Origin of the sequence: Chitinibacter sp. GC72, from assembly GCF_009760905.1 — a bacterium.
Lineage (GTDB): Bacteria > Pseudomonadota > Gammaproteobacteria > Burkholderiales > Chitinibacteraceae > Chitinibacter.
This window is the reverse complement of the sequence record NZ_VIRW01000003.1, coordinates 210,090-236,327: the sequence shown is the minus strand read 5'-3', so window position 1 is coordinate 236,327 and position 26,238 is coordinate 210,090. Positions and strand designations below refer to the sequence as shown.

28 protein-coding genes are annotated in these 26,238 nt (G+C 55.4%); 15 read left to right on the top strand and 13 right to left on the bottom strand.

Annotated features, from left to right (window positions below; genetic code table 11):
* Nucleotides 1–91 precede the first annotated feature (91 nt).
* From FLS37_RS04550 to ntrC, 8 genes are all read left to right on the top strand, one after another.
* A complete protein-coding gene (locus FLS37_RS04550) occupies nt 92–1,033 on the top strand; it encodes an AraC family transcriptional regulator (protein ID WP_157314750.1) in 942 nt (313 codons plus the stop codon).
* Nucleotides 1,034–1,266: 233 nt separating this feature from the next.
* Nucleotides 1,267–1,947, top strand: coding sequence for a hypothetical protein (locus tag FLS37_RS04545; RefSeq protein WP_157314749.1), 681 nt, complete (start codon nt 1,267–1,269; stop codon nt 1,945–1,947).
* A complete protein-coding gene (locus FLS37_RS04540) occupies nt 1,937–2,587 on the top strand; it encodes a GGDEF domain-containing protein (RefSeq protein WP_198314481.1) in 651 nt (216 codons plus the stop codon). Before FLS37_RS04545 ends, FLS37_RS04540 begins: the two co-directional genes overlap by 11 nt.
* A 122-nt stretch (nt 2,588–2,709) precedes the next feature.
* Nucleotides 2,710–3,387, top strand: coding sequence for an HAD family phosphatase (locus FLS37_RS04535; RefSeq protein ID WP_232522486.1), 678 nt, complete (start codon nt 2,710–2,712; stop codon nt 3,385–3,387).
* Between the two features lie 24 nt (nt 3,388–3,411).
* A complete protein-coding gene (locus FLS37_RS04530) occupies nt 3,412–3,711 on the top strand; it encodes a SelT/SelW/SelH family protein (RefSeq protein ID WP_157314747.1) in 300 nt (99 codons plus the stop codon).
* Nucleotides 3,712–3,748: 37 nt separating this feature from the next.
* A complete protein-coding gene (locus FLS37_RS04525) occupies nt 3,749–4,240 on the top strand; it encodes a DUF4124 domain-containing protein (RefSeq protein ID WP_157314746.1) in 492 nt (163 codons plus the stop codon).
* 299 nt (nt 4,241–4,539) lie between these two features.
* On the top strand, nt 4,540–5,589 hold the full coding sequence (glnL, locus tag FLS37_RS04520; RefSeq protein WP_157314745.1) for a nitrogen regulation protein NR(II): 1,050 nt from the start codon (nt 4,540–4,542) through the stop codon (nt 5,587–5,589).
* A gap of 17 nt (nt 5,590–5,606) precedes the next feature.
* Nucleotides 5,607–7,004, top strand: coding sequence for a nitrogen regulation protein NR(I) (gene ntrC / locus FLS37_RS04515; RefSeq protein ID WP_157314744.1), 1,398 nt, complete (start codon nt 5,607–5,609; stop codon nt 7,002–7,004).
* 436 nt (nt 7,005–7,440) lie between these two features.
* On the opposite strand, the gene FLS37_RS04510 is transcribed toward ntrC, so the two are convergent.
* From FLS37_RS04510 to FLS37_RS04495, 4 genes are all read right to left on the bottom strand, one after another.
* The gene (locus tag FLS37_RS04510; protein WP_157314743.1) at nt 7,441–7,740 is read right to left on the bottom strand and encodes an STAS domain-containing protein; all 300 of its coding nucleotides are present in this window, start codon (nt 7,738–7,740) and stop codon (nt 7,441–7,443) included.
* Nucleotides 7,741–7,870: 130 nt separating this feature from the next.
* On the bottom strand, nt 7,871–8,647 hold the full coding sequence (locus FLS37_RS04505; RefSeq protein WP_157314742.1) for a ferredoxin--NADP reductase: 777 nt from the start codon (nt 8,645–8,647) through the stop codon (nt 7,871–7,873).
* A gap of 19 nt (nt 8,648–8,666) precedes the next feature.
* Nucleotides 8,667–9,605, bottom strand: a complete 939-nt coding sequence (locus FLS37_RS04500; RefSeq protein WP_157314741.1) for an electron transfer flavoprotein subunit alpha/FixB family protein — start codon at nt 9,603–9,605, stop codon at nt 8,667–8,669.
* Nucleotides 9,602–10,351 (bottom strand): electron transfer flavoprotein subunit beta/FixA family protein, encoded by a 750-nt coding sequence (locus FLS37_RS04495; protein ID WP_157314740.1) that lies wholly within the window; start codon nt 10,349–10,351, stop codon nt 9,602–9,604. Before FLS37_RS04495 ends, FLS37_RS04500 begins: the two co-directional genes overlap by 4 nt.
* A 151-nt stretch (nt 10,352–10,502) precedes the next feature.
* Here FLS37_RS04495 and FLS37_RS04490 point away from each other — a divergent pair, with 151 nt between their 5' ends.
* The 3 genes from FLS37_RS04490 to FLS37_RS04480 all read left to right on the top strand — a co-directional run bounded on the left by FLS37_RS04490 (nt 10,503) and on the right by FLS37_RS04480 (nt 13,739).
* Nucleotides 10,503–12,143, top strand: a complete 1,641-nt coding sequence (locus FLS37_RS04490) for an electron transfer flavoprotein-ubiquinone oxidoreductase (protein WP_157314739.1) — start codon at nt 10,503–10,505, stop codon at nt 12,141–12,143.
* A gap of 208 nt (nt 12,144–12,351) precedes the next feature.
* On the top strand, nt 12,352–12,582 hold the full coding sequence (locus FLS37_RS04485; RefSeq protein WP_157314738.1) for a hypothetical protein: 231 nt from the start codon (nt 12,352–12,354) through the stop codon (nt 12,580–12,582).
* Nucleotides 12,583–12,599: 17 nt separating this feature from the next.
* Entirely contained in the window at nt 12,600–13,739 is a 1,140-nt protein-coding gene (locus FLS37_RS04480) for a DUF3616 domain-containing protein (RefSeq protein WP_157314737.1), read from the top strand.
* A gap of 30 nt (nt 13,740–13,769) precedes the next feature.
* On the opposite strand, the gene FLS37_RS04475 is transcribed toward FLS37_RS04480, so the two are convergent.
* Complete coding sequence (locus tag FLS37_RS04475; RefSeq protein ID WP_157314736.1) at nt 13,770–14,003, bottom strand: DUF1289 domain-containing protein; 234 nt, start codon at nt 14,001–14,003, stop codon at nt 13,770–13,772.
* A gap of 112 nt (nt 14,004–14,115) precedes the next feature.
* Here FLS37_RS04475 and FLS37_RS04470 point away from each other — a divergent pair, with 112 nt between their 5' ends.
* A complete protein-coding gene (locus tag FLS37_RS04470) occupies nt 14,116–14,946 on the top strand; it encodes a UDP-2,3-diacylglucosamine diphosphatase (RefSeq protein WP_198314480.1) in 831 nt (276 codons plus the stop codon).
* Entirely contained in the window at nt 14,943–16,001 is a 1,059-nt protein-coding gene (locus FLS37_RS04465) for a glycosyltransferase family 1 protein (protein WP_157314734.1), read from the top strand. Before FLS37_RS04470 ends, FLS37_RS04465 begins: the two co-directional genes overlap by 4 nt.
* A gap of 107 nt (nt 16,002–16,108) precedes the next feature.
* Here the strand turns inward: FLS37_RS04465 and FLS37_RS04460 are convergent, their stop codons facing one another.
* From FLS37_RS04460 to metE, 4 genes are all read right to left on the bottom strand, one after another.
* Nucleotides 16,109–16,810 carry a peptidoglycan DD-metalloendopeptidase family protein gene (locus FLS37_RS04460; RefSeq protein ID WP_232522485.1) on the bottom strand — a complete coding sequence of 234 codons (702 nt, stop codon included), beginning with the start codon at nt 16,808–16,810 and terminating at the stop codon, nt 16,109–16,111.
* Between the two features lie 8 nt (nt 16,811–16,818).
* Complete coding sequence (locus tag FLS37_RS04455) at nt 16,819–17,370, bottom strand: DUF1415 domain-containing protein (protein WP_157314733.1); 552 nt, start codon at nt 17,368–17,370, stop codon at nt 16,819–16,821.
* Nucleotides 17,371–17,492: 122 nt separating this feature from the next.
* Nucleotides 17,493–17,987 (bottom strand): GAF domain-containing protein, encoded by a 495-nt coding sequence (locus FLS37_RS04450; RefSeq protein ID WP_157314732.1) that lies wholly within the window; start codon nt 17,985–17,987, stop codon nt 17,493–17,495.
* Between the two features lie 61 nt (nt 17,988–18,048).
* Entirely contained in the window at nt 18,049–20,442 is a 2,394-nt protein-coding gene (metE, locus tag FLS37_RS04445) for a 5-methyltetrahydropteroyltriglutamate--homocysteine S-methyltransferase (RefSeq protein WP_157314731.1), read from the bottom strand.
* Between the two features lie 112 nt (nt 20,443–20,554).
* Between metE and FLS37_RS04440 the strand changes: the two genes are divergently transcribed.
* Nucleotides 20,555–21,475 (top strand): LysR family transcriptional regulator, encoded by a 921-nt coding sequence (locus tag FLS37_RS04440; protein WP_157314730.1) that lies wholly within the window; start codon nt 20,555–20,557, stop codon nt 21,473–21,475.
* Here the strand turns inward: FLS37_RS04440 and FLS37_RS04435 are convergent.
* The 4 genes from FLS37_RS04435 to FLS37_RS04420 form a co-directional block, all read right to left on the bottom strand.
* Nucleotides 21,467–22,345: a mechanosensitive ion channel family protein gene (locus FLS37_RS04435; protein ID WP_157314729.1), complete on the bottom strand. Its 879-nt coding sequence runs from the start codon at nt 22,343–22,345 to the stop codon at nt 21,467–21,469. The genes FLS37_RS04440 and FLS37_RS04435 overlap by 9 nt on opposite strands.
* A gap of 85 nt (nt 22,346–22,430) precedes the next feature.
* A complete protein-coding gene (locus FLS37_RS04430; protein ID WP_157314728.1) occupies nt 22,431–22,601 on the bottom strand; it encodes a hypothetical protein in 171 nt (56 codons plus the stop codon).
* A gap of 30 nt (nt 22,602–22,631) precedes the next feature.
* On the bottom strand, nt 22,632–23,339 hold the full coding sequence (locus FLS37_RS04425) for a DUF502 domain-containing protein (protein WP_157314727.1): 708 nt from the start codon (nt 23,337–23,339) through the stop codon (nt 22,632–22,634).
* Nucleotides 23,340–23,483: 144 nt separating this feature from the next.
* Nucleotides 23,484–24,020, bottom strand: a complete 537-nt coding sequence (locus FLS37_RS04420) for a gamma carbonic anhydrase family protein (RefSeq protein WP_374756830.1) — start codon at nt 24,018–24,020, stop codon at nt 23,484–23,486.
* Between the two features lie 81 nt (nt 24,021–24,101).
* On the opposite strand from FLS37_RS04420, the gene FLS37_RS04415 reads away from it, so the two are divergent.
* A complete protein-coding gene (locus FLS37_RS04415; RefSeq protein WP_157314725.1) occupies nt 24,102–26,159 on the top strand; it encodes a M3 family metallopeptidase in 2,058 nt (685 codons plus the stop codon).
* The last annotated feature ends 79 nt before the right edge of the window (nt 26,160–26,238 follow it).

The window sequence follows — 26,238 nt, the reverse complement described above, 5'->3', positions numbered from 1 at the left end:
ATGACGTCATTGTCGCAATTCCGAAAACCGCGCGCTTTTGCGAACGACAATTTTTTGTTTGCAAATTGTTTACATAAAGATCAATCAGCTCATGGGAAAACGAGAAGACGTACTGGATGCAGCCAATCTGCGCTGGCATCAACAGGAACACCGTTATTCGGTGTGGCATGACAAAGAAGCCGTGATGGAAGGCACTATCATCGAGCAGGAATTGCGGCCCGGCTTATGGCTGCACGGCACCGAGGTGGATTTTCATCGCAAAATGAGCGGCGGCGGCCAGATCAACCCGGGCTTGAAGCTGATCATCATGCTGCAAGGCCAGGTTGAGGCGCGTTTTGACCGACGCGCTGTGCAGCTGGGCGGCGCGCAGAGTAATTGCGTCTTGCTCAATATCGGCCAATCAGCCCTACCCTACGAGCGCGTAACAACAGACACCGGGCTGCACCGACAACTGGTGCTCACGTTCAGCCCGCAGTGGCTGGCTCAGTCCGGGCTGGACAATATTGCCGACGCGACTGATTTGCAGGCCTGGCCGCACAACACGCTGGCTAGCCGCAGCACAGCGGCATCACCGCAGATGCTGGCTTTGGCAGCACAACTGATAGCCCCGGAGGCTAAAAAACAGCCTTTGCAGCAGCTGGAGCGCGAAAATCAGGCGCTCTCGCTCTTGCTGGCGGTATTGCAAGGTCATACAAGCCCACAGCGCAAACTGGCGCCGCGCGCCCGGCACAGAATCACCCAGCTGCTGGAGTTGCTGCACGCCGATCTGGCGCAGGAATGGAGTCTGTCGCAGCTGGCGCAAACGCTGGGCAGCAATCCAACCACATTGCAGCAACAGTTTCGTCTGGTCACCGGACACAGCATTGCCAGCTATATCCGGCGTCAGCGCATGGAGCAAGCCTGCACGCAGTTGCGCGATGGGATGTCGGTGACCGATGCGGCGCTGAACGCGGGCTATAATTCGCCAGCCAATTTTGCCACTGCGTTCAAGCGCCTGTTTGGCTTTAATCCCAGCCAGATTCGCAAGGAGTAAATGCAGTTCAATGTCATGCCTTGCCAAATCAGGCTTGCGCTGGGGCAAAAAACCAACAATTGCTACTGCAGCAACAAGACAAAGCGGCTTCTCCCTTCTAGTATGGCAATGAAGAGCCGCCCCAAAGTAAGCAGCACACAAAACAAGTAGCAAACAGTACAAACGGGGCACTCCTTACCTTGCGACAAGCCCGGACTGATAGCGATACACCGCCGGCAAAACACTGGCCAACCATGAACCTCATTCACTCCATTCGCACTTCACTCATCCTGATGCTGATGTACATCGGCGCAGGCTTGTGGAGCATTCATCTGGGTAGCCTGAATGGTGGCAACCTGGCCGTGGTGTGGCTGGCCTCGGGCATTGGCCTGATCATCATGATACATATGGCGCGTATTGCTCCCTACCTAGTATTTCTATCGAGCTTTGCAGTCAATACCCCCTTTTATATTGGCAAAGCCACGCTGGACTTGCAGGCAGCACTGCTGATCGGGCTGGCCACAGCCCTGATCGATATGTCGCAATCACTGATCGCCCGACACTACTACCAGCAATTTGCACGGAGTTACCCACAGGACACCGTCATCCCGACTACTGTACTGCCCCGCTACTGGCTGCAGATCAGCCTGATTCCAGCCGCGCTCACTTCGCCACTGCTGGTGCTGCTGCAGCAGTACACCGGATTGATGCACCATGCGAGCACGCAGGAGCTGTTACGTACCATGTTCTCGCTCACGCTGAGCGACACCGCAGGCATTTTGCTGCTGCTGCCGGTCTACCAAAGCTGGCGGGCAAATCGCATCATCAGCACCCTCAAACAGGCCTGGCTACCCTTGCTGGGCCTACTTCAATTTGCAGGTTTTCATCTTTGCCACGATGCTGACGCTGCAATACCTGGCCAGCATGCAACGTGAACTCAAACAGCGCCATCAGGCGCTGGAGGGTGAAATCGCCTTGCGCACCGAAGCGCTCACCGAAGCGAATGGCCGCCTGCTGGAGCTGGCCACCACCGACGAGCTGACGCAAGTACCCAACCGACGCGAATGGCAACAGCGCAGCTCAGAAGCGATTGTGCGCAGTAGGCGCTACAAAGACCCGCTATCGATCATCATGCTTGATATTGATCACTTCAAACGCATCAACGACGAGCACGGGCATCTGGTTGGCGATGTAATTCTGAAACGTCTCAGTCAGCGGTGCAGCAAGAATTTGCGTGAAATCGATACCTTCGCCCGCTGGGGCGGCGAAGAATTTGTCATTCTGTTACCGGAAACTGACGAGGCCCACGCGCTAATCGTGGCCGAGAAATTGCGCCATGCAGTCTGCGCCGAGCCAATACTGAGCGAGGGGCAAACGCCGATCTCGCTAACAATCAGTCTGGGTGTCACCTCGCTGAGCATGATTGATCTATCACTGGACGATCTGCTGCGCCGCGCCGATGAAGCGCTATACGCGGCCAAGGCGGCCGGTCGCAATTGCACCATCAGCTACGCCCAGCTGCGCACGCACTTTCTGCACTCCGACCCGGATGCAGGCAAAAAGCCTGCGGCATAAAACATCACCTTGGCTGGCAAGCGTTTTGAATCCGGCCAGCCCCATCAATCCTCAATCCTCAGCAACCGTAACAGCAGCGGTCATCGCCAAAACTCACGTACGGCAAGGCAGCAAAAGGACGCGTGAAAACTTTTACCTTTGCACTTAGAATCGGGTTTTCATTTGCCGATGCCCAGACCATGCAAGCGATTATTGTTTTCGATTTTGGCGGTGTTCTGTTTGACTGGAATCCGGATTACCTTTATCAAAGCCTGATTCCCGATGAGGCCGAACGCGCCTGGTTTCTGGCGCATGTGTGCAATCCGGCGTGGAATATCGAGCAGGACCGAGGCCGACCGATTGCCGAGGCGATTGCGCTCAAGGCTGCCGAATATCCACACTACGCCGAGCAGATTGCCGCTTTTTACCAGCGCTGGCCCGAAACATTGCGCGGCTTGCTGCCAGAGGGCATGGCGCTGTATCAGGCACTCAAGCGGGCTAGCTACCCGATTTTCGGCCTGACCAACTGGTCCGATGAGACTTTTCCCTACGCCTGGGCGAATTATCCATTTCTGCATGAGATCACCGACATCGTGGTATCTGGCCGCATCGGTTTAATCAAGCCGGATCCAGCGATATACCATGCCATGTATCAACGTATCCTGCAGCACTACCCGGAGGCCAAACCTGAGCAGCTGATTTTTATCGACGATGCTGCGCACAATGCGCAAGGCGCACGCAATGTGGGCTGGCAGGCCATTCACCACACCAGCGCAAGCGAAACAGCTACCCGTCTGCGCGAACTGGGATTGGCGTTTTAATCAACACAGGGCCAAAAATTTAGCATGTCGAACGAACACATCAACAAACCACGCATCACCATTCACTACTGCACCCAGTGCAACTGGATGCTGCGCAGTGCCTGGCTGGCGCAGGAACTTTTACATACCTTTGCCTTCGAAATCGGTGAAGTGGCTCTGCAACCGGGCACTGGCGGCATTTTTGTCATCCATTGTGACGGGCAACTGATTTGGGACAGACAAATCGACGGTGGCTTTCCGGAGGCCAAGGTACTAAAACAACGTGTGCGAGATCACATTGCCCCTGAAAAACCATTGGGTCATTCAGACAGTGTGCCGCAGTAATTTCAAACTCCCCTCCAGACTGTGATACCTTACGGGCATGTACGCAAAATCGCTTTTTACCCTGTTGATCGCCTGTGCCAGCCTGCCAAGCTGGGCCGACATATACAAATATGTCGATGAAAACGGCCATGTCACCTTTACCAATACACCGATTAAAGGTGCAATGCGCATCATGTCCGAGCCCAGCGCACCACGCCGCAGCAGTAGCGAAACCACGGTGCGCTCCAGCCAGCCGCGATCACCGTCGGTTTCAGTGCCTTCACCCGTTAATTTTCCGCGTGTTGACGCAGCCACCCAAAGAAGCCGCGACAGCAATCGCAAACAGATTCTGAGCGATGAGTTGGCCAGCGAGCAGGCTTCGCTGAACGCCGCGCGCAAGGCGCTGCAGGAGGCCGACAGCAATCGCAGCGCGGAAGAAAAAAGCAATCCCAAACTTTATCTGGAGCGGATTGGCCGCCTGCGCGAAACCATTGTCATGCACGAAAAAAATACCGCGGCCTTGCAGGCCGAGCTATCGCGAATGCGCTAAAGCAACACAAACCAAAACAAAACGCACCTTTATGGTGCGTTTTTTGTATGCTTAAGTGCTGTCGCCGTGCATCTGAAGCATCAAGTGGTAGCGAATTTTGCACTCAAAGCAATTGCAAGCAGCGCCACGCAAAACTGCACAGCACGTTCATGCAGAAATTCGCTATCAAAGCAGTAACTTAAGGGCCAATCGCCATAACAAAGCCAAGCCGGCTCATTCGCGTGCAAAATAGTTGGCCTGACTTTTGCTAATTAAAAAATCAACTGCACACTCACCCTCATTCTGCCGTGGAGCCTCCCATGAGCCACCCTGCTTTTGCCGGCCTGGATTTTATCGACGCTGCAGTGATCGCGATCGATCAGGATTGCCTCGTCTGCTATGCCAATTCGAGCGCAAAAAGCCTGTTCAATCTGCGCAGCGTTGAAGGCAACCACCTGGTGCACTATTTTGGCCACGACAGCGCGATCAGCACCGCTGCGCAAGCAGCATTGCAACAGAATATCTCGATTATCGAGCACGAGCTGATCGTCTTTGGTGCCGAGGGCGAAATGTATGTCACGCTCGAAGCCAGCCCGATCGAGTCACCGGCTGCCGCCTTGCTGCTGGAAATTCGCCGCATTGATCAGCAGCGCCGCATTGTGAACGAAGAGCGGCTGCAAGCGCAGCAACAGGCCAATCGCGAGCTGATCCGCAATCTGGCGCACGAGATTAAAAATCCGCTCGGCGGTATACGCGGCGCGGCGCAATTGCTGGCGCACGAACTGCCTGACCCGCAGCTCAAGGAGTACACGCAGGTCATCGTTGATGAAGCTGTGCGCCTGCAAAGCCTGCTCGATCGCCTGCTCACACCACATCGCCTGCCGCAGCTCAATCCGCTCAATATTCATGAAGTGCTCGAGCGCGTGCGCAGCCTGGTGCTGGCAGAAACACCCAACGGTCTGGCCGTGCGGCGTGACTACGACACCAGCCTGCCCGATCTGATTGCCGATAAAGAGCAGCTGATCCAGTCGGTACTCAATATCACCCGCAACGCAATTCAGGCAATGAGCGGCATTGGCGAAATCATCCTGCGCACCCGAATTGCCCGCCAGGTGACGCTCAATCGCCGTCGTTACCCACTAGCCTTGCGCGTTGAAATTGTCGATAACGGGCCGGGCATTCCCGATCACTTGAAAGAAACGCTGTTTTATCCGCTGGTTTCCGGCCGTCCGGGTGGCACCGGCATCGGGCTGCATCTGGCCCACACCTATGTGGCGCAGCACCATGGCACGATTGAATTTGACAGCCGGGCCGGCCAGACCACTTTTACGATTATTCTGCCGCTTAACGCCTGGCAAAAACACGATTAAGAACGGGACATACCACCATGAATACAGTCTGGGTTATTGACGACGACCGCTCGATTCGCTGGGTTTTTGAAAAAGCCTTAAGCCGCGAACAAATTGCGCACGCCACCTTCCCTTCGGCGACCGAAGCGCTAAACCGCCTGACAGTAGAACAACCACAAGTGATTGTCAGCGATATCCGCATGCCGGGCGAATCCGGTCTGGCCTTGCTGGAGATGGTTAAGCGCGACTGGCCGCAGATTCCGGTCATTATCATGACCGCGCACTCGGATCTGGATAGCGCCGTATCGGCATTTCAAGGCGGCGCTTTTGAATACCTGCCCAAGCCTTTTGACGTTGATCAGGCCATAGCACTGATCCGCCGTGCACTGCAGGAGAGCGAACAGCTCAGCGAGCAGAGCGAACCAGCGGCCAATGTGCCCGAGATGCTGGGTCAGGCTCCGGCGATGCAGGAGGTATTTCGCGCTATTGGCCGCCTGAGCCAATCGGCGGCCACGGTGATGATTACTGGCGAATCGGGCAGCGGCAAAGAGCTGGTTGCCCGTGCCCTGCATCGCCATAGCCAGCGCGCCAACAAGCCCTTTGTCGCGATCAATAGCGCGGCCATTCCGAAAGATCTACTGGAATCCGAGCTATTTGGTCACGAGCGTGGCGCATTTACCGGCGCCGATGCGCGCCGCGTCGGGCGTTTCGAGCAGGCTGAGGGCGGCACGCTATTTCTGGATGAAATTGGCGATATGCCGCTTGATCTACAAACGCGGCTACTGCGCGTGCTGTCCGACGGCTTTTTCTACCGGGTTGGCGGCCATCAGCCGATCAAGGCCAATGTGCGCGTCATCGCTGCCACACACCAGAACCTGGAAGACCGCGTCAAAGCGGGGCAGTTTCGCGAAGACCTGTTTCACCGCCTCAACGTCATTCGTCTGCGCCTGCCTGCATTGCGCGAACGCAGCCAGGACATTCCCTTGCTCGCCAAGCATTTTTTGCAAAAATCGGCGCAGGAGCTGGGTGTGGAGAGCAAACGGCTTTCGGATGCGGCCATGGCCTGGCTAGCCAGCTTTCCTTTTCCCGGCAATGTGCGCCAGCTGGAAAACGTCTGCCACTGGATTACCGTGATGGCGCCGGGGCAAGTGGTTGAAGCGGCCGATTTGCCACCCGAATTGATCCAGACCGAAGGACACATCAATCTGCCGCTGGGCGATTGGCGGCAAGCACTAAGTCAAGAGCTGACGCTGCGCCTGACCCGTGGCGATGCGCGTATTTTGGACGAAATCATGCCAGCCTTTGAACGGACCGTGATCGAAGCCGCCCTGATACATACCGGAGGTAAACGCATAGAGGCTGCAGAATTATTAGGCTGGGGACGCAATACCCTTACTCGAAAAATTCAGGAGCTGGGCATGGACGAAATAATCTAACGCTCATGGCCGCGAAGTAAAATATCCCAGTTGTTTTAATTGGGGCAAGAAAAAACAGCGAAAAATGACCGCACCGGGCATAAATGAACATAAATACGCGAAAGCGACCCAGCCATGCAAAAGAAACTCATTTGAGGCATTAAGCTCAGCTTGCCAAAGTTTGATTGCGTAAAGCAGTGGAGTGACGAAACCTATAGAAAACACGATCCATAGAATGATTGCCAACATTGTTTTTAGCCAAGTGTATTTGACCTTTGAGCAGACAAGAAGTAATTTGGCATAAAGGATGAACCAAGCAATGGTTGGCAGAACTGATATCACGAAGTACACGCCAACACTCAAGAACATACGAAGTCCCTTCGGGGTTAATAAAAAACCGGCCAAAGCCGGTTTTTTATGCTTAATAGACTGCACCTATAAACAGTGCAAATCTAACTTATCTAATCTCGAAAATCTTGCCAAAATTGGCGATATCGAGCACCGACTTCACCGTGCCCTTGCAATTGATCAAGGTCACTTTGCGGCCACTGGCGCGCTCGTTCAGCAGCAGCAACATGCCCAATGCAGCCGAATCCATGTATTCAACGGCGTCAAAGTCGAGCTCGACCTCGGCCACACCTTCGTGCTCCAGCACTGTTGTCGTCGCCTGTTTGAATTCGCGATGAGATTCAAAAGTAAAATTACCCACCATCGCAATCCGGCCACGACCCTGGTCAAAACTGATTTCTGTTTGCATTGCTTGCCCCACCGACCCAAATATTCCGCAGAATGAAAGTCTAGACATGCCCGCTTGCAAGCGCAAACTCTATTGCATTGTGGGCACAAGCGTACAACAGAGCTGCGTTTGGGCACCAGAACGCTTGCGTCTATTTCTCGACAAAAGCGCGCTCGATCACATAATCACCCGGCTCGCCAATCCGTTTGGAGACCTGAAAGCCTCGTGCGTCGAGCATTTTGCACGTGTCTTCCAGCATCGCCGGGCTGCCACACAACATTGCGCGGTCGGTTTCCGGATTTAGCGGGGGCAGGCCGATGTCATCGGTCAGTTTGCCAGACTCGAACAAATCGGTCAGTCGACCCATATTGCGGAATGGCTCGCGCGTGACTGTTGGGTAGTAGATCAGCTTGTCTTTGACCATATCGCCAAAGTATTCGTTGTTTGGCAGATCGTGCTCGATATAGTGTGAATAAGCCAACTCGCTCACCGTGCGCACGCCGTGCACCAGGATGATCTTGTCAAAACGCTCATAGGCTTCCGGGTCTTTGATCAGGCTCATGAATGGTGCCAGACCAGTTCCCGTGCTCAGGTAATACAAATGCTTGCCCGGTTTCAAGTCCGACAGCACCAGCGTACCGGTGGGTTTGCGGCTCACCAGCAATTTATCGCCCTCCTGCAAATGCTGCAGGCGCGAAGTCAGCGGACCATTGGGCACTTTAATACTGAAAAATTCCAGATTTTCTTCGTAGTTGGCGCTGGCAATCGAGTAGGCGCGCACCAGCGGTTTCTCGTCGACTTCCAGACCAATCATTACAAATTGGCCATTTTCAAAGCGCAGCGATTCATCGCGCGTGGTGGTAAAGCTAAATAGCGAGTCATTCCAGTGACGCACACTCAGGACAGTTTCATGGGCAAATTTGGACATTTTTTTTACCTTGATTGATTTATTGCTTTAAGGCGGCAGTCAGTTCAGGCACGACATCAAACAGATCGGCCACCAGACCATAATCGGCCACTTTAAAAATCGGCGCTTCGGCATCATGATTCACCGCCACAATCACTTTGGCATCCTTGATGCCGCCAACGTGCTGCGCGGCACCCGAGACGCCAAACGCAATATACAAATCAGGCGCGATCACCGTACCAGTCTGCCCCACTTGCGCGTCGTTCGGCGCCATACCGCTGTCCACCGCCGCACGCGTTGCGCCGATGGCCGCGCCCAATTGCGCTGCCAGTGGCGCTAAGGTGTCGTGGAATATTTCCTTGCTACCCAGCGAGCGACCGCCTGAAATCACCACTTTCGCCGTCGCCAGCTCTGGGCGATCTGACACGGCCAATTCACGGGAAATAAATTGCGTTTTACCCAGCTCACCCGTCGCTGCAATTGCCTCCACAGCCGCATCGCCACCTGTTTCCGCCGCCGCTTCAAATACCGTCGGGCGAACGGTGATCAGCGCCAGCCCGGGGGGCACTGCAACCGTCGCGTTCAGATTGCCCGCATAAATCGGGCGGACAAAAGTGCGCTCGCCGATGATTTGCGTCACTTCCGACACCATCGCCGCATCAAGCAAGGCCGCTGCGCGCGGTAGCAGGTTTTTACCAAAGCTCGTGGCTGCCGCCAGTACCGTACTGTAGCCGGGAGCCAGTTTCACCAGCAGCGGCGTCAGGTTTTCGGCGATGCCGTGCGCGTACTCGGCCGAGTCAGCAAGCAGTATTTTGCTCAAGCCCTTGATGGACTTGGCCTGCAGAGCAATACCCTCAAGGCCACTACCCGTCAATAGTAAATGTACATCGCCACCCAGCTGACCCGCCGCCGTAATGGCAGACCGCGTTGCGGCCTTGATGCCGTGGCTATCGATTTCAGCAATCACAAGAATACTCATGGCAGCACCTTCTCTGCGCGCAAGGCGGCAACTAATTCAGCAACATTATTCAAAATCCGTCCGGCTTTGCGCGCTGGCGGCTCGGCCACATTCAGCAAGGTCAGACTTGGCGCGGCGGTATTGCCCAGCTCGGCCAGCGCAATCGTTTCTAGCGGTTTTTTCTTGGCCATCATCAGCGCGGGCAATTTGATAAAGCGCGGTTCGTTCAGGCGCAAATCGGCGCTAATCACCGCAGGCAAAGCCAGCAGCAAGGTCTCCTGACCACCATCAATCTCGCGCACCACCGTCGCCTTGCCATCGGCAACCTGCACATTCGAAGCAAAAGTAGCCTGTGGCCAGTTGAGCAAGGCGGCGAGCATTTGCGCGGTTTCCGCCGCATCATCATCAATCGCCTGCTTGCCGCTCATCACCAATTGTGGTGCTTCGCGCTCAACCAGTGCGCGATAGATTTTGGCCGTTTGCAACGATTGAACCACGGCGTCGGTTTCCACCAGCAGCGCCCGGTCTGCGCCCATCGCCAGCGCATGACGCAACACATCCTGGTTGGCCGCACTGCCAATGGCCACTGCCAGCACTTCAGTGGCCACGCCGGCTTCTTTCAACCGCACCGCCGCTTCCAGTGCATTTTCATCAAAAGGGTTGATACTCATTTTGACGCCCGCAGTTTCCACGCCCTTGCCATCGGCAGTGGATCTAACCGTGACCTGATAATCGACCACGCGTTTAATACCGACCAATATTTTCATTTTTCGCCCCTCAGGCTGCTCTGGGCTGGCCGGGGTAATCGGCAGCAGCACAGTGTGTTTAAACTTTGCAATGATTCTATATAGGCGTAGAATATCTGTAAATCAGATTAATTAAATTATATTTATCCAATTTATCTATATAGGATCAATCATGAGCAATCGCGATCAAATGCAATACGATGTCGTCATCGTCGGCGCGGGGCCGGCCGGTTTGTCTGCCGCCATCCGGCTCAAACAGCTCAATAGCGAATTGAGTGTCTGCATTCTGGAAAAAGGCGCGCAGGTGGGCGCGCACATTATGTCGGGCGCAGTGATAGACCCTATTGGTTTAAATCAATTGCTCCCCGACTGGCAAAGCCAGCAACCCCATCTGGCGACGCCCGTCAGCGCCGATGAATTTCTACTACTGGACGAAGATGCCAGCTACCGCCTTCCGCATGCCCTGCTGCCACCACCGCTACGGAACGAGGGCTGTTTCATCGTACGTCTGGGCGAAGTGTGCGCATTTCTGGCGCAAGAGGCAGAAAAGCTCGGCGTTGAAATCTACCCGGGCTTTGCCGCCAGCGAGGTTTTATACAATGCGCAAGGTGCAGTCTGCGGCATTGCCAGCGGCGATATGGGCATTGCCAAGGACGGCAGCCATAAAGGCGACTACACGCGCGGCATTGAAATTCTGGCCAAATACACGCTGATCGGCGAAGGCGCTCGTGGCTCACTCACCGGCGAGCTGGAAGCGCATTTTGGCCTGCGCGGCCAGAGTGATCCGCAGCACTACGGGCTGGGCATTAAAGAAGTCTGGCAAGTCGCGCCCGAGCAGCACCAGCTGGGCAAAGTTCAGCATGCGCTGGGCTGGCCGCTTGATCACGATGCACAAGGCGGCGCATTTATCTATCACCTGCCCAACCATCTGGTTGCAGTCGGCTATGTGGTTCACCTCAATTACCGCAACCCGAGCATGTCACCTTTTGACGAGCTGCAGCGCTTTAAAACCCACCCCAGCATTCGGGCACTCTTCAAAGGCGGCAAACGCATTGCCTATGGTGCACGCGCCATTGCCGAGGGCGGCTGGCAATCATTGCCACAGCTGACTTTCCCCGGCGGCCTATTGATGGGCTGTGCGGCGGGCTTGCTGAATTTTCCACGCATCAAGGGCGTGCATAACGCCATGCTATCGGGCATGGCGGCGGCGCAGGCGGTGAACACCGCTATCAGCGCCGGGCGCGAACACGATGAGTTGAGTGATTACCAAATCCTGCTGGACAGCAAGGGCGTATTGCCCGAGCTACACAGCGTACGCAATATCAAGCCCGCGCTGGCCAAACTGGGCACCTGGGCCGGTACTCTGTATGCAGGCACCGAGCTGTGGCTGGCTCGTTTCGGCATGAACCTGCCGTGGACGCTGCGTAGCTCAACCCCTGATCATGCCACATTGAAAACAAGCCGCTACAGTACGCCCATCCAGTACCCCAAACCGGATGGCATTCTGACTTTCAGCAAACTCGATTCGCTCATGCTCGCCAATGTCTCGCACGAACACGATCAACCCAGCCATTTGCAATTGCTCGATGAAAGCAAGGCATTCACGGTCAATTTCGCTGAATATGACAACCCGGAAACCCGCTACTGCCCGGCGGGTGTGTATGAAATGCTTTCGCGGCGCGAAGATCAGGTTTTTCAGATTAATGCGCAAAACTGCCTGCACTGCAAAACCTGCGACATTAAAGACCCAAGCCGGAATATCCGCTGGGTCACCCCCGAAGGCGGCGGCGGCCCCATGTATACAGGCATGTAGTATCTGCTTGTAGACTTCATTGAATATATCTCACAGGGATATACTCTACAGCTCGTCATGATTGACGAGCTTTTTCTTGCACCGAAAAAATGCAACCAGTCTTCGCCACCCCACCTTACAGGGCTGCGTTGTGGCGCAACTTTTGCCCAGTGACTTGTGTAATTTCAGTCAATAATGGGTTTACAAACTGTCATGCCGAGAACATGCCATGATTAGCGAAAAACAAACGGTTAAAATCCGCCGTGACCGGATGCAAATTTATCCTGCCGCCACCGGCAGGCTGCTCGATGGCCGCAAAGGCCGTGTTCTTGAAGTGTATGTGCCGCTGGGAGCCAAGGAAGCCGTAGTGAAAGTACGCTGGTTTGCCCGCCGCCCCAGCGAAACCGACGTCACCATGGAACACCCAATGAGCGATCTGGAAGTCATCCCCAACCCGTAAACCAACCCGAGTCCACCATGAAAACCCTGCTTGAGCCTCACGCAGTACGCCTTGAATTTGACGAAGAATTGCTAGTCCACGCCAATCTGTCCGGCGCAGCCTTTGTGGGCAATGAACTCTGGGGCGCTGGCGACGAAGCCTGTGGCCTTGATCGCCTGCAAGCGCTACCCCGGCTGGGCGCAGAACAATTGCGATTTGGTCAGGGCATTCACTTTCCGCTGGGCGACTATCTGGATCTGCCCGACGCTGCTGACATTGAAGCGGATATTGAAGGGCTGGATTTTCACGGCGGCTACCTCTGGCTGGTCGGCTCGCACGGACTGAAGCGCAAAGCACCGCGCGCGGGCTATAGCGAGAAGAAAAACCTGGAACGATTAGCCACGGTCAGTAGCGACGGCAATCGCTGCCTGCTGGCGCGCATTCCGGTGATTGCGGGTAAAGATGGCAATACCCTCAGCAAGCATACGCCTGAAGGACTCTCTGCAGCTAGGCTACGCGGCGATACACTTGAAAATGACTTAAGCAAACTACTAAAAAAAGATCGCCACTACGGCGCTTATCTGGCCATACCAGGCAAAGACAATGGCTTTGATATTGAAGGGTTGGCAGTTTGCAACGAGCGGATTTTGCTCGGTTTGCGCGGCCCCGTGCTACGCGGCTGGGCCGGGCTGCTGGAAATTCGCATCAGGGAGCAAAAAGGCGAATTGCGACTGGATGACATCGAGCAGTCGGACGAAAAACTGCGCAAGCATTTTCTGAATCTGGCCGGGCTAGGCATCCGCGATTTGCACTGGTCGGGCGATGATCTGATTATTCTGGCCGGACCCACGATGGCGCTGGACGGGGCGATTCGCGTGTTTCGCTGGCAGGGTGCCGCACAGGCGATGGCCAATGTTGACCCCAGCGCCAGCGAAGTGCTGTGGGAAACAGGCCCAGAGACAGGCTCGGAAACAGGCTCGGAAACTGGCTCGAAGACCGGCCCGATCGAAATGCTGAGCCTGCCTTATGGTGTCGGGCAAGATCGCGCCGAAGCCATCACCGCCCTGCCCTCAAGCCAAGAGCAGCAATGGCTGGTGCTGTACGACGCACCATCAGCACAGCGCAAGCTGAGCGAGCAAACCGTGCTGGGTGATCTGATTTCGTTCAAACAGGATTAATCAGCCACTCGCAACCCCCATTAACAAGCCTTAGCGATCACGCGCCAGCCACGGTGGTGGCAAGCCCCGGCTGGCCCAGTGCTGCTCCAGCCGCTGCCAGATGATTTCTTTATGCTCGGCGGGCAAAGCCACCCACATCGCCACTTCCTGCATGCTGCGCCCGCAGCCGCGACAAACCTCATCACCCAGCGCAGTTGAGCACACGGCGATGCAGGGGGAATCCGGACGATTGCCCGAATTGCTTTGATTACTCGTTATCGCCATTGTTGTTCCGCCATTTAAAAATCAAGGGTTGTCATATTTCATTCATTTTTCAGTCGCACTACTGTCATGTGACAGCGGCAAGATGGTTTTACACCCTCGACGGAGTGCGATTATGGCTAATGAATTACGCTTTCGCAGCATCTGGATTTCCGATGTCCACCTGGGCACTTCGGGCTGCCAGGCCGAGTATTTGCTGGATTTTCTCAAGCACACCGAATGTGATCATCTGTATCTGGTCGGCGACATTATCGACGGCTGGGCTTTAAAAAGAAACTGGTACTGGCACCAGAGCCATAACGATGTAATCCAGAAAGTGTTGCGTAAAGCACGCAAAGGCACGCAGGTTACGTTCATCCCCGGCAATCACGATGAAGCCGCCCGTCAGTTTATTGGCCTGATGTTTGGCGAAATCAAAATCGAAGACGAAGTGATTCACACCACGGCCAATGGCAAACGCTATCTGGTACTGCATGGAGATCAGTTTGATGCGGTGGTGCAATGCGCCAAATGGCTGGCAATTGTCGGTGATCGGGCCTATGGCATCACGCTCAAGCTCAATCACTGGTTCAACCGCGCCCGCGCCCGCATGGGGCTGGGCTACTGGTCACTATCGCAATACCTGAAACACAAAGTCAAAAAGGCCGTCAACTTTGTCACCGACTTTGAAGAAGCCGTCGCCGCCGAGGCCAAAAACCGAGGGCTCGATGGCGTGATTTGCGGCCATATTCACAAAGCTGAAATGCGTGAAATCAACGGCGTGATGTATTGCAACGACGGCGACTGGGTGGAAAGCCTGACGGCACTGGTCGAGCTGCCCAATGGCGAACTCAAAATTATTAACTGGCAAAAGCTTTACGGCGAACAGGCTGAGCAATTAGCAGCCCTGCTGCCGAGCCCATCTTTAACTCCTGTCCTTCAATTGAACAAAGGAAATGCGGCATGAAGATTTTGATCGTTACCGACGCTTGGGAGCCCCAAGTCAATGGCGTGGTACGCACCCTCAAACAAACCCGCGCCGAGCTGCAAAAAATGGGCCACACCGTGGATTTGCTCACGCCACTGGAATTCAAAACCGTCCCTTGCCCGACCTACCCTGATATTCGCCTGTCCATTCTGCCGGGCAGCAAGGTCAAACAGCGCATCAGCGAATTTGCCCCCGATGCAATCCACATCGCCACCGAAGGCCCGCTGGGCTTGGCTGCACGCAAATACTGCCTGAAACACAAACTGCCCTACACCACCGCCTACCACTCGCGCTTCCCGGAGTATGTGCAGCTGCGCTTTGGTATTCCTTTGTCGTGGACCTATGCCTGGCTGGCGCGTTTTCACAACTCCGCACAAGCCGTCATGGCGCCAACACGCGTGGTGGTGGAAGACCTGGAAAAACGCGGCATCAAGAATGTTGTACTGTGGTCGCGTGGCGTTGATCTGGAAGTGTTCAAACCCGGACGGCGCGACAAACTGGCCTCGCGCTCACCGATTTTTGTCTATGTCGGCCGCGTGGCGGTGGAAAAAAACGTGCAGGCATTTCTGGAGCTCGATTTGCCCGGCAGCAAATGGATCGTCGGCGATGGCCCGGCTGCAGCGGGGCTGAAAGCACAATACAAGGATATGCCCAATATTCACTGGCTGGGCGTACTCAACCAAACCGAGCTGGCCGAAGTGTATAGCAGCGCTGATGTGTTTGTTTTCCCGAGCAAAACCGATACTTTTGGCCTGGTATTGCTCGAAGCAATGGCCTGCGGTTGCCCTGTAGCGGCATACCCCGTCACCGGCCCGATTGATGTCATAGGTCAGGATGGTCCGGGCTCGCTCAATGAAGACCTGCGCGAAGCGTGCATTGGCGCGCTGCATATCGATCGCGACGAAGTACGCCGCTTTGCCGAGCGCTACTCATGGGCCGCTGCCAGCCGCCAGTTTGCCTCACACCTGCATCCATTCACCCCGCACGCACAGCAGGAATTGCGTCTGGCCGAGCAAGGCGCGGGCGGCGAATAATCCGGCCCAGTCTTTATCCGGTCCCGCCGCTACCAAGCGAAAGGCCACACCCGCCATGAGTTTATGGCTGCGTGTGGCCTTCTGCGACTGCAAAATCAAACGGGCTATCAGCGCTCGGGCAGCTGCACCAGCGGATTGGTCGGCTGGCCTTTAAAGCGCAATTCAAAATGCAGCTTCACCGTATCGGTACCGCTTTTGCCCATTCTGGCAATCGGCTGCCCCTGGCGCACTTGCGCGCCCTCAGCCACCAGCAGCACCTGATTGTGCGCATAGGTTGTCAGATAGTCTCCGGCATGACGCACAATCACCATATTGCCGTAGGCACGGATGCCATCGCCCGCATAGACCACCTTGCCATCGGCGGCGACCAGCACCGGGTCGCCCTCTTTACCGGCAATATCAATCCCTTTATTGCGCGGCGGCGCGTATTTGCCGACCAGATTGCCCGCGTGCGGCCAGACCAGCGATAAGCTGACCTTGGGTGCTGGCGTCGCGCTCGCGGTGGGCTTGCTCGCCGGCGGCTTGCTACTCACAGGTACAGGCTGCTTGCTTGCACCATCGGCGCGGACACGCAAAAGCTGGCCCACCACAATCTGGTTGTCGCTCAGTTGATTCCAGCTTTTGAGATTGGCAACGGACTGATTGTGCGCCCTGGCAATCCGGTACAGCGTATCTCCGGTCTGCACCCGGTAAAAACCGGGCGCAACGCGGGTACTCCCCGAGCCCGAACCCGTGCTGCCACAGCCAGACAAGCCGGTGCCCAGCAGCACCATCAAGGCTATGCAACAGCTGAAAAGTCGGGGTGACATTGGCACGCTCAGGCCTTGCCTTGCGACAGGCCCAGCGCCAGCCAGCCACTCAGGCCGATTTTTTCCAGTGTGGCGATATTGCGCTCGAAAATTGCTTCAGGATTTGGGAAGGCCGCGACCGCCTTGGCGATACTCTCTTCGCGCAGCAAGTGCAAAATCGGAAACGGCGCACGATTGGTGTAATTGCCAATATCGCCCGGCTCGGTATCGGCAAACTGGAAATCAGGGTGAAAGCTGGCAATTTGCAGTGTGCCTTCCAGCTCGTGCTCGGCCACCACTTCGTCGGCAATGGCCAGAAAATCATTGAAGACTTCAAAGTCAGGAAACAGCGTTGGATGAATCAGCAGCGTGGTATCAACTTCATCAGCGCTAACACCGGCCAGAAAATCAAGCTCGCGATCCAGATCATCCAGAAAACCATCCAGATGCCGGGCGTGCGAGACGACAAAACGGATCTGGTTTTTCACATACACCGCCTTGGCAAACGGGCACAAATTAAGCCCGATGACTGCCTGTTCCAGCCAGTGCCGCGTTTTTTCGATGACCAGTTCGTCCGACATGCCTTTTGCCTTGTTGATATTGCGAATAGTGCGATTTTACCGGGCTTTGGACGCAAGGCGCAGCGTTAATACCAGAAATAAAGAGCGCGCCTGTTGGTAAAACTGCAGCTATGACGAAGAAATTAACGTGCAGGTAGTTTTTCCAGCTCGGCGACCACCAGCTTGGCCATGTCTTGCAACATTTCAACTTCAAATGGCGCAAGGCTTTTGGGCTGGCGATCGATCAGGCACAGCGTACCGACGTTGCAGCCATTGGCAGCCTGCAGTGGCGCACCCGCATAAAAGCGGATTTGCGGCTCGCCAGTGACCAGCGGATTGTCGGCAAAGCGACTATCCAGCAAGGCATTTTCAACAATCATGACGTCGCTTTGCAAAATGGCGTGCCCGCAAAACGAAATATCGCGTGCGGTCTCGCTGGCATCAAGACCGCAGGCCGATTTAAACCACTGCCGGTTCACGTCCACCAGGCTAACCAGCGCAATCGGCACGCGAAAAAAACTCGCCGCAACGCGGGTCAAATTGTCAAAACGCTCCTCGGGTGGCGTATCGAGGATTAAAAAATTGCGCAAGGTGGCAATACGAAGCGCTTCATCACTGGCTACTGCGGGTGCTTTCATTCTGGGTCAGCCCTCCATCTGAGCGCTGATTATAGATAGAGACGGCCCCGCAGTGCAGCAACTAATTGCAGGCGCAGCTGCCAGTGTGCGCAGGTGTCAATACGCGCGCGGCATCGATTGCAATGCTTTGCCCCTGAGCGATTGCAGCGCGTGCGGCATGCGTGGCGGTCAGCATATTGGCCAGCGCCGCCTCGGTTTCCGGCCAGCCGCGCGTTTTCAGGCCGCAATCGGGGTTGATCCACAGCCGTTCAGCCGGAACAACTTCGAGCGCCTTGGCGATCAGCCGCAACATCTCATTCACCTGCGGCACACGCGGGCTGTGAATATCGTAAACGCCGGGGCCGATTTCATTTGGATAGCTGAAATGACCGAAAGCTTCGAGCAATTCCATATCCGAACGGCTGGTTTCAATCGTGATCACATCGGCGTCCATCGCCGCAATGGCGGGCAGAATGTCGTTAAATTCCGAATAGCACATATGCGTGTGAATCTGCGTGTCATTGGCAACGCCCGAGGCCGAAATCCGGAAAGCGCGCCCAGCCCAAGCCAGATAGCTCGCCCAATCGGCTTGCTTGAGTGGCAAACCTTCGCGGAAAGCTGGCTCGTCAATCTGGATAATGCCGATGCCAGCGCTTTCCAGATCACACACCTCATCACGAATCGCCAGCGCGATCTGATCGCAAGTGGTCGAGCGCGGCTGATCGTCACGTACGAATGACCATTGCAAAATCGTCACCGGCCCGGTCAGCATGCCTTTCATCGGCTTTGTGGTCAGGCTTTGCGCGTAGCTCGACCAAGCCACGGTCATTGGCTTATTACGTGACACGTCACCAAACAAAATTGGTGGTTTGACGCAGCGACTGCCGTAGCTTTGTACCCAGCCAAATTGCGTAAACGCAAAGCCCGCCAGCTGCTCGCCAAAATACTCAACCATATCGTTGCGCTCGGCTTCGCCGTGCACTGGCACATCAATGCCTAATGCGTCCTGCTTTTGCACCACCAGCGCGATCTCGGCCTTCATTGCTGCTTCGTACTGCTCAACCGAAATTTCACCGCGTTTAAATGCCGCCCGCGCAGCGCGAATTTCCTTGGTTTGCGGGAACGAGCCTATCGTCGTCGTTGGCAGCACCGGCAGATTAAAGCGTGCGTGCTGCGCTGCCTGACGCGTTGCAAACGGCGCCAGACGCTGATCGATCTGCCCATCCAGATTGGCCAGCCTTGCCGCCACCGCCGGATTATGAATCCGCTGCGAGGTGCGACGTGCATGCTGCGCGGCCTGGTTTGTTGCCAGCTCGGCGCTGACATCCTGCCCGTTGAGCGCTTGTTTCAGAATGCTCAATTCAGCCAGTTTTTGCTTGGCAAATGCCAGCCACGATTTCAACTCGCTATCAAGCTGCGCCTCCTTCGTTTCTTGTTCCAGATCAACCGGCGTATGCAGCAATGAGCAACTAGGCGCAATCCACAGCGCAGCTCCCAGGCTGGCGTGCACAGCTTGTAATTGTTCCAGCGCCTGCTCCAGATCTGCAGCCCAGATATTGCGACCGTCAATAATGCCGACCGACAGTATTTTTGGCGTTTTTTGCGCAGCCCAGACATCGGCAAACTGTGCGAGCTGCTCTGGCGCACGCACAGCATCAATATGCACGCCAGCCAGCGGCAAATCGGCCAGCAATTGAGCGTGCTCGGCAACCGAATCAAAATACGTCGCCAGCAAGATGGGCACGCCCGCACCAGCCAGCGTGCGATAAACCGGCTCAAATGCACTCACCCACTCAGCAGGTAGCGACAAAGCCAGAATCGGCTCGTCCAGCTGCAGATGCGCCACGCCCAGACTCGCCAGCCGACCAATAACACGGGTATAGGCTGCAACAATAGCAGGGATAAGCTCTAGCTTGCTATACCCATCCTGTTTGCATTTGGATAACCACAAGAAAGTCAAAGGCCCCGGCAGCACCACTTTAGCCTGATGGCCTTGCGCCAGCGCGTCTGCAATATCGTCAAACAACCATTGCACACCGCCGTCAAAGCGGGTCTGGCGACTGAGCTCGGGCACCAGATAGTGGTAGTTGGTATCGAAATACTTGGTCATTTCCATCGCAAACTGCTCGGTATTACCGCGAGCGAGTTCGAAATATTGCGGCAGGCTCAGGGTCTGGGCGTCAAAGCCGAAACGCGGTGGAATCGCGCCCAGTAGTGCCGCCGTATTTAGTATCTGGTCGTACCAGGCAAAATCACCCACGGTGACAAAATCCAGCCCTGCTGCGGCCTGCCAATCCCAGTGACGGCGGCGTAGCGTCTGCCCGGTTTGCGCCAACTTGGCCTCACTGATTTCGCCACGCCAGAATTTTTCCAGCGCAAATTTGAGCTCGCGCTGCGCGCCGATACGCGGAAAACCCAGAATATGCGCTTTCACGCCCAAATCATTGACGCCACTTAATTCATTAATCGCACTCATTGCAAAACACCTCATCCATGAAAGTGATTTGCATAGTACGCCGCGCAGCGATATGATTACAGCTCATTATTTTTGCAATCAACGTGAAAATAACTAATCAATCGGAATAAGCATGCAATCCCTACTCGAACTTCGCCACCTGAAAACCATTACCGCCATTAGCGAAGCGGGCAGCCTGACGCGCGCCGCTGAACGCCTGCACCTGACGCAATCGGCGCTCTCGCATCAGGTACGTCTGCTGGAAGACCACTATGGGCTGCCGCTGTTTGCACGCAAATCCAGCCCGCTCAAGCTCACCGCGGCAGGCGAAAAACTCGCGGCACTGGCCAACGAAGTGCTGCCCGCGATTGCCGCCACCGAACGCGATATTGCGCGGCTGCGCGAGGGTCAAGCTGGCCAGCTGCGCATTGCGGTGGAATGCCACACCTGTTTTGACTGGCTGATGCCAGCGATGGATCAGTTTCGCCATCACTGGCCGGAAGTGGAGCTGGATATTGTGTCGGGCTTTCACGCCGACCCGGTGCAGCTGCTGTATGAAGATCGCGCCGATATTGCAATTGTGTCCGAAGTCGAGGCGCAGCCCGAACTGACGCACCTGCCGCTCTTTAGCTACGATATGGTCGCGCTGCTGGCACTTGACCACACGCTGGCCGCCAAGCCGTACCTGGAAGCGACCGACTTTGCCAGCGACACGCTGATTACCTATCCGGTGCCCGACGAGATGCTCGATCTGCTACGCAAAGTGTTGAAACCGGCTGGCATCAACCCCAAACGCCGCCCCACCGAGCTAACGGTGGCCATGCTACAGCTAGTCGCCAGCCGCCGCGGCATCGCCGCGCTACCGCGCTGGAGTGTGCAATCGTATCTGGATCGCGGCTATGTACTGGCCAAACCAATTACCGCGCAAGGACTGAAAAGCGAGCTGTATGCCGCGCTACACAGCGAACGCAAACAGGCCGCCTATCTGCTCGATTTTGTCGAAACCATGCGTCAGGTCAGCGTGCAGAATCTGCCGGATGTGGTTTTACTGTGAATGCTGCGCAGCCTCGGCTAGCACAGGCGAGCGCTGGCGCAAAAACTCGCGCAAGACGGCCTGCTCGACCTTGGCGCGCTGACCTAGCGGCACAGGCAATTGCAGCTGGAATGCAATCGAGTCGAGTTCTTCCAGATCGATTCTGACGCGGGGTTCCAGCACCAGCGCATTGAGCACCTGCATGTTTTGCTGCTCTTGCGCGTGCAGCGCCAATTCCCGCTCGTAGCTCACAATCGCCTGCTGGCCTGCGGCAAGCAACACTGATTCGGCAGCCTGCCAATCGTCATAGCGGGCAATGCGCACATGGACTGTGTGCATGACAAACTGCCCCAGCCGCGTTTCATTGAATACCGGATTGGCCAGCAACAGGCTATTGGGGATCGTCACCACCCGCCCTACCGTGCCCTGCTGGGCGCTGGCATAGCTCGATTCGGCCACTGTAAACGACAGCACATTGGTATCGACCACCTGGCCTTTGAGTTTATTAAACTCGATGCGATCACCCACGCTGAACGCATGCGTGCTGGTGCGGTAGATCGAGCCCATCAGACACATGATCATTTCCTTGGTGGCCAACACCAGCGCGGCGGCAATGGCAACCAGCGATACCGCCAGCGTTTGCAGTTCGCGCCCCCAGATAAACAGCAAGCCGGCCAGAAACAGCAGCAGCCACATATTGCGCAAAGTCACCAGCCAGCGGCGTTTGACTTCGACACTCAAATCGCTGCGCCTTAGCACCGAGCGCTTGACCAGAGCACGCGCAATCACCAGCAAGACCATGAAAATCAGCGTGGCGGCAACATCGTGTTGCGTGGGTTTATCCACCGCCGAGGGCAATAAATCATTCAACCATTGTGGCGGAAAGAACATTGATTTTTCTCCCGAATCAGCTCAGAAAGCAGTCTTGCCAATAAAAAAGCCCTGCAGTGCAGGGCTTTGGCGGGCACCATACGGATTATGACTTGATCAGAATCTCGTTGTAACGCACCGATACCGCTTGCTCCAGTTGCTCAGCGCTAGGCAGTGATTTATTGGCAATCAGCAGATTTTGCAGGACTTTTTCGGCTTCACGCAACAAGTAGCGTTTTTGCTGACGTTTGCTCAGGCGTTTGATTTTGGCGTTCATGGTAAACCTCGGTGGACTGTGTAGCTGCGATTATACATTGATCTCTTGTGATTCAGCCTGCTTGTGCTGCGGCACGATCACCGGCTCACCTTGCGCCATTTTCGCCAGATTCGGCGGCGGCGTAATGCCCATCGAGACATAAATACTGGTCAGTTTATCGACACCGATATTGGCCGGGCGTATCCATTCCTTGGGCACATAGAGCAAACCGCCACCAATCGGCACGGGCGCGGTGGGCACCAGAATCACCTGATATTCACGCCCTTCAATTTCCACCGGCTCGGGGTTAGGCATCAGCGCCAGCACGGCAATACCGTCGCCACCAAAGATACACCACACCGGGCTCATTGCACCAATATCGGCGTCCTGCTTTTGATCGAGCAGGCCGACAAAGCGATCAGCCAGATTATACAGACTGCCAATCACCGGAATGCGGCGCACCGTGCGATCAACCAATCTGGCCAGCGGCTTTTTAAGTCTGGATTGCACCACGATGCCCAGCAGATAAATCGCGCCAATCAGCAGCAAAGTACCCGCCAGATATTGCAAGGCCGGGTTTTTGACAAACGATTGACCAAAAAATGCAAACAACCGCCCCACCAGACTACTCGGTCCGATATAGCTATTGAGCAAATTCAGCGCCCAGGCCAGCAGCGACACCGTCACCATTAACGGTAACAGCGCCAATAATCCGGCCAGCCAGGTACTCAATACACTTTTCAAACTGCGTTTAACCATACATCCTCTTTATATACATGCCATGGTATTGAGCCACAGAGCAGACCACTACTATTTCTGTGAGCAATACCCATTAGGTGCAATTCGCTACGCTCAGTGCATCCCACATAACCTTCCAATCGGGCTCCAATTGCGCAGCGCAGATTAAATCGCATCTCGATATTTACTCATCAGCCGCACATAGTGCGCCGCCGAATAATTAAAGTGCGCCACTTCTTCTGCCGTCAGTGCGCGCACTTCCTTGGCCGGACGCCCCATATACAGATGACCGGACTTCAGTACTTTCCCCGGCGGCACCAGCGAACCCGCACCAATCATCACATGGTCTTCGATCACGACGCGATCAAGCACAATCGTTCCCATCCCGATCAGGCATTCATTGCCAATCGTGCAGCCATGCAGCATCACGCCATGACCAATCGTGACGCGCTCGCCGATCACCAGCGGCGCACCGAGCGGATCATCGGGGCGTTTATGCGTTGTATGCAGCACGCTGCAATCTTGCACATTGGAATCTGCGCCGATATGAATATGATTCACATCGCCGCGCAGCACCGCGCCCGGCCAGATCGACACATTGCTGCCGAGTTTCACTTCGCCAATCACACTTGCTTGCGCGTGCACCCAGGCACCATCACCGATTTGCGGCGCGATACCGTCGAATTGTTCAATTGCCATAATCTGTCTCACTACCTTGAAATTAGTCGCGCAAGCGCCCATTTAAATTGCATCTGATCAATGCGATTCTACCTGAGAGCAACCATGACCACGACCACAGAAAACAATCCGCTGCTCGACTTTTCTACCCTACCCCAGTATGCGGCTGTAAAGCCCGAGCATATTAACCCAGCGCTCGATACCCTGTTGAAAAACGCCGCGGCCGCGATTGCTGCTGCCGAGCAAATTGCCAATCCAAGCTGGGATAGTCTGGCCGTACTCGAAGAGCCACTCGAACATCTGGGGCGGGCCTGGGGCGTGATTGGTCATCTGGAGTCGGTGGTGAATACGCCCGAGTTGCGCGATGCGTACAACAGCAATATCCCGCGCATCTCGAACTTCTTCACCGAATTGGGGCAGAACGAAAAACTCTATGCGCTGTACAAAGCGGTGAAAGAGCGCGAATACGAGCAGCTGACTCCAACGCGCAAAGTGATTATCGACGATGCAATTCGCGGTTTTGTTCTCTCCGGCGCTGAATTGCCAGTCGAACAGAAACAGCGTTTCAAGGAAATTGAAGAAAAGCTTTCCGAGCTGACAACGCGGTTCTCACAGAATGTCCTCGATGCCACCGATGATTTTGCGCTGTATGTGAGCGCCGATGAACTTAACGGCCTGCCCGATGACAACCTAGCTGCCGCCGCAGCGCAAGCGGACGCCGATGGTCATGATGGGCGGTATAAAATCACGCTTAAAATGCCAAGCTATTTGCCGGTCATGCAATACGTACAAAACCGCACACTGCGCGAGCAATTGTATAAAGCTTATTCAACGCGAGCGTCCGAATTTGGCAAAACCGAGTGGGACAACGGTGTGCTGATTCCCGAAATCCTCGCCTTGCGCCAGGAAAGCGCCACCCTGCTCGGCCACGAGAATTTTGGCGAAACCTCATTGATCACCAAAATGGCCGATAGCCCTGAGCAAGTGATCGCCTTTTTGAAAGATCTGGCCGAACGCGCCAAGCCCTATATGCTGGCTGATCGCGCCGAGCTGGAAAGCTTTGCCAAGGCCGAATTCGGTATCGAAAAACTGGAAGCATGGGATGTGGCACTGGTGTCCGAGCGCCTGCGCGAACAGAAATACTCGTTTAGCGAGCAGGAAGTGAAGCAGTATTTCACCGAGCCGACTGTACTTACTGGCCTGTTCAAGCTGATTTCCGAGCTGTATGGCTTGCAATTCGTCCCTGCGCAAGCGCCAGTCTGGCACGACGACGTGCAATATTTCGAGCTAAAAAATAATGACGGTTCGCTGGTTGGTGGCCTGTATATGGATTTGCACGCGCGCGAAGGTAAGCAAGGCGGCGCGTGGATGAACGATGTGCGTGGCCGCAAGCTGCGTGCCGATGGCACGGTGCAAACGCCAGTGGCGCTGATTGTGTGCAACTTCGCCAGCGGCGTCGATGGCAAAGACGCCATGCTGCCGCACGACGATGTGATTACCTTGTTCCACGAAATGGGCCACGCGCTGCATCACTTGCTGACCGAAGTGGACGAGCTCGAAGTTTCTGGCATTAGCGGCGTCGAGTGGGATGCAGTTGAATTGCCTAGCCAGTTTATGGAAAATTTCTGCTGGGAATGGCAGGTATTGCCAGCTTTGACCCGCCATATCGAGACTTTGCAGACTATACCCCATAGTTTGTTCGATAAAATGCTGGCGGCGAAAAACTTCCACAGCGGTTCAGGCCTGCAACGCCAATTGTATTTTTCGATTTTCGATATGGCGCTGCACCAGAAATCCGAAGCGATTTCAGCGGGCGATCTAACTGCCTTTGCGCAAGCGGTGCAGCAGGAATTGGCGCTGCCACTGCCACCGGAATACAACCGCTTCCCGCAATCGTTCAGCCATATTTTCGCTGGTGGCTATGCGGCGGGTTACTACAGCTATAAATGGGCCGAAGTACTGAGCGCTGACGCTTACGCTGCGTTTGAAGAAGCCGCCGACCAAACCGGGTGCAGCGTTGTTAATCCGGCTGTTGGCGCGCGTTTCCGCAAGGAAATCCTCTCAGTCGGCGGCTCACGCCCGGCTGCCGAGTCGTTCGCCGCCTTCCGTGGCCGCGCGCCAGCCATCGACGCGCTGCTGCGCCATAACGGTCTGAGTGATTAATTCAACCGCTACTGACGATTGAGATTCCAGACCCTGCTTCGGCAGGGTTTTTTTTATGACCTTTTATCAACTCATCGGC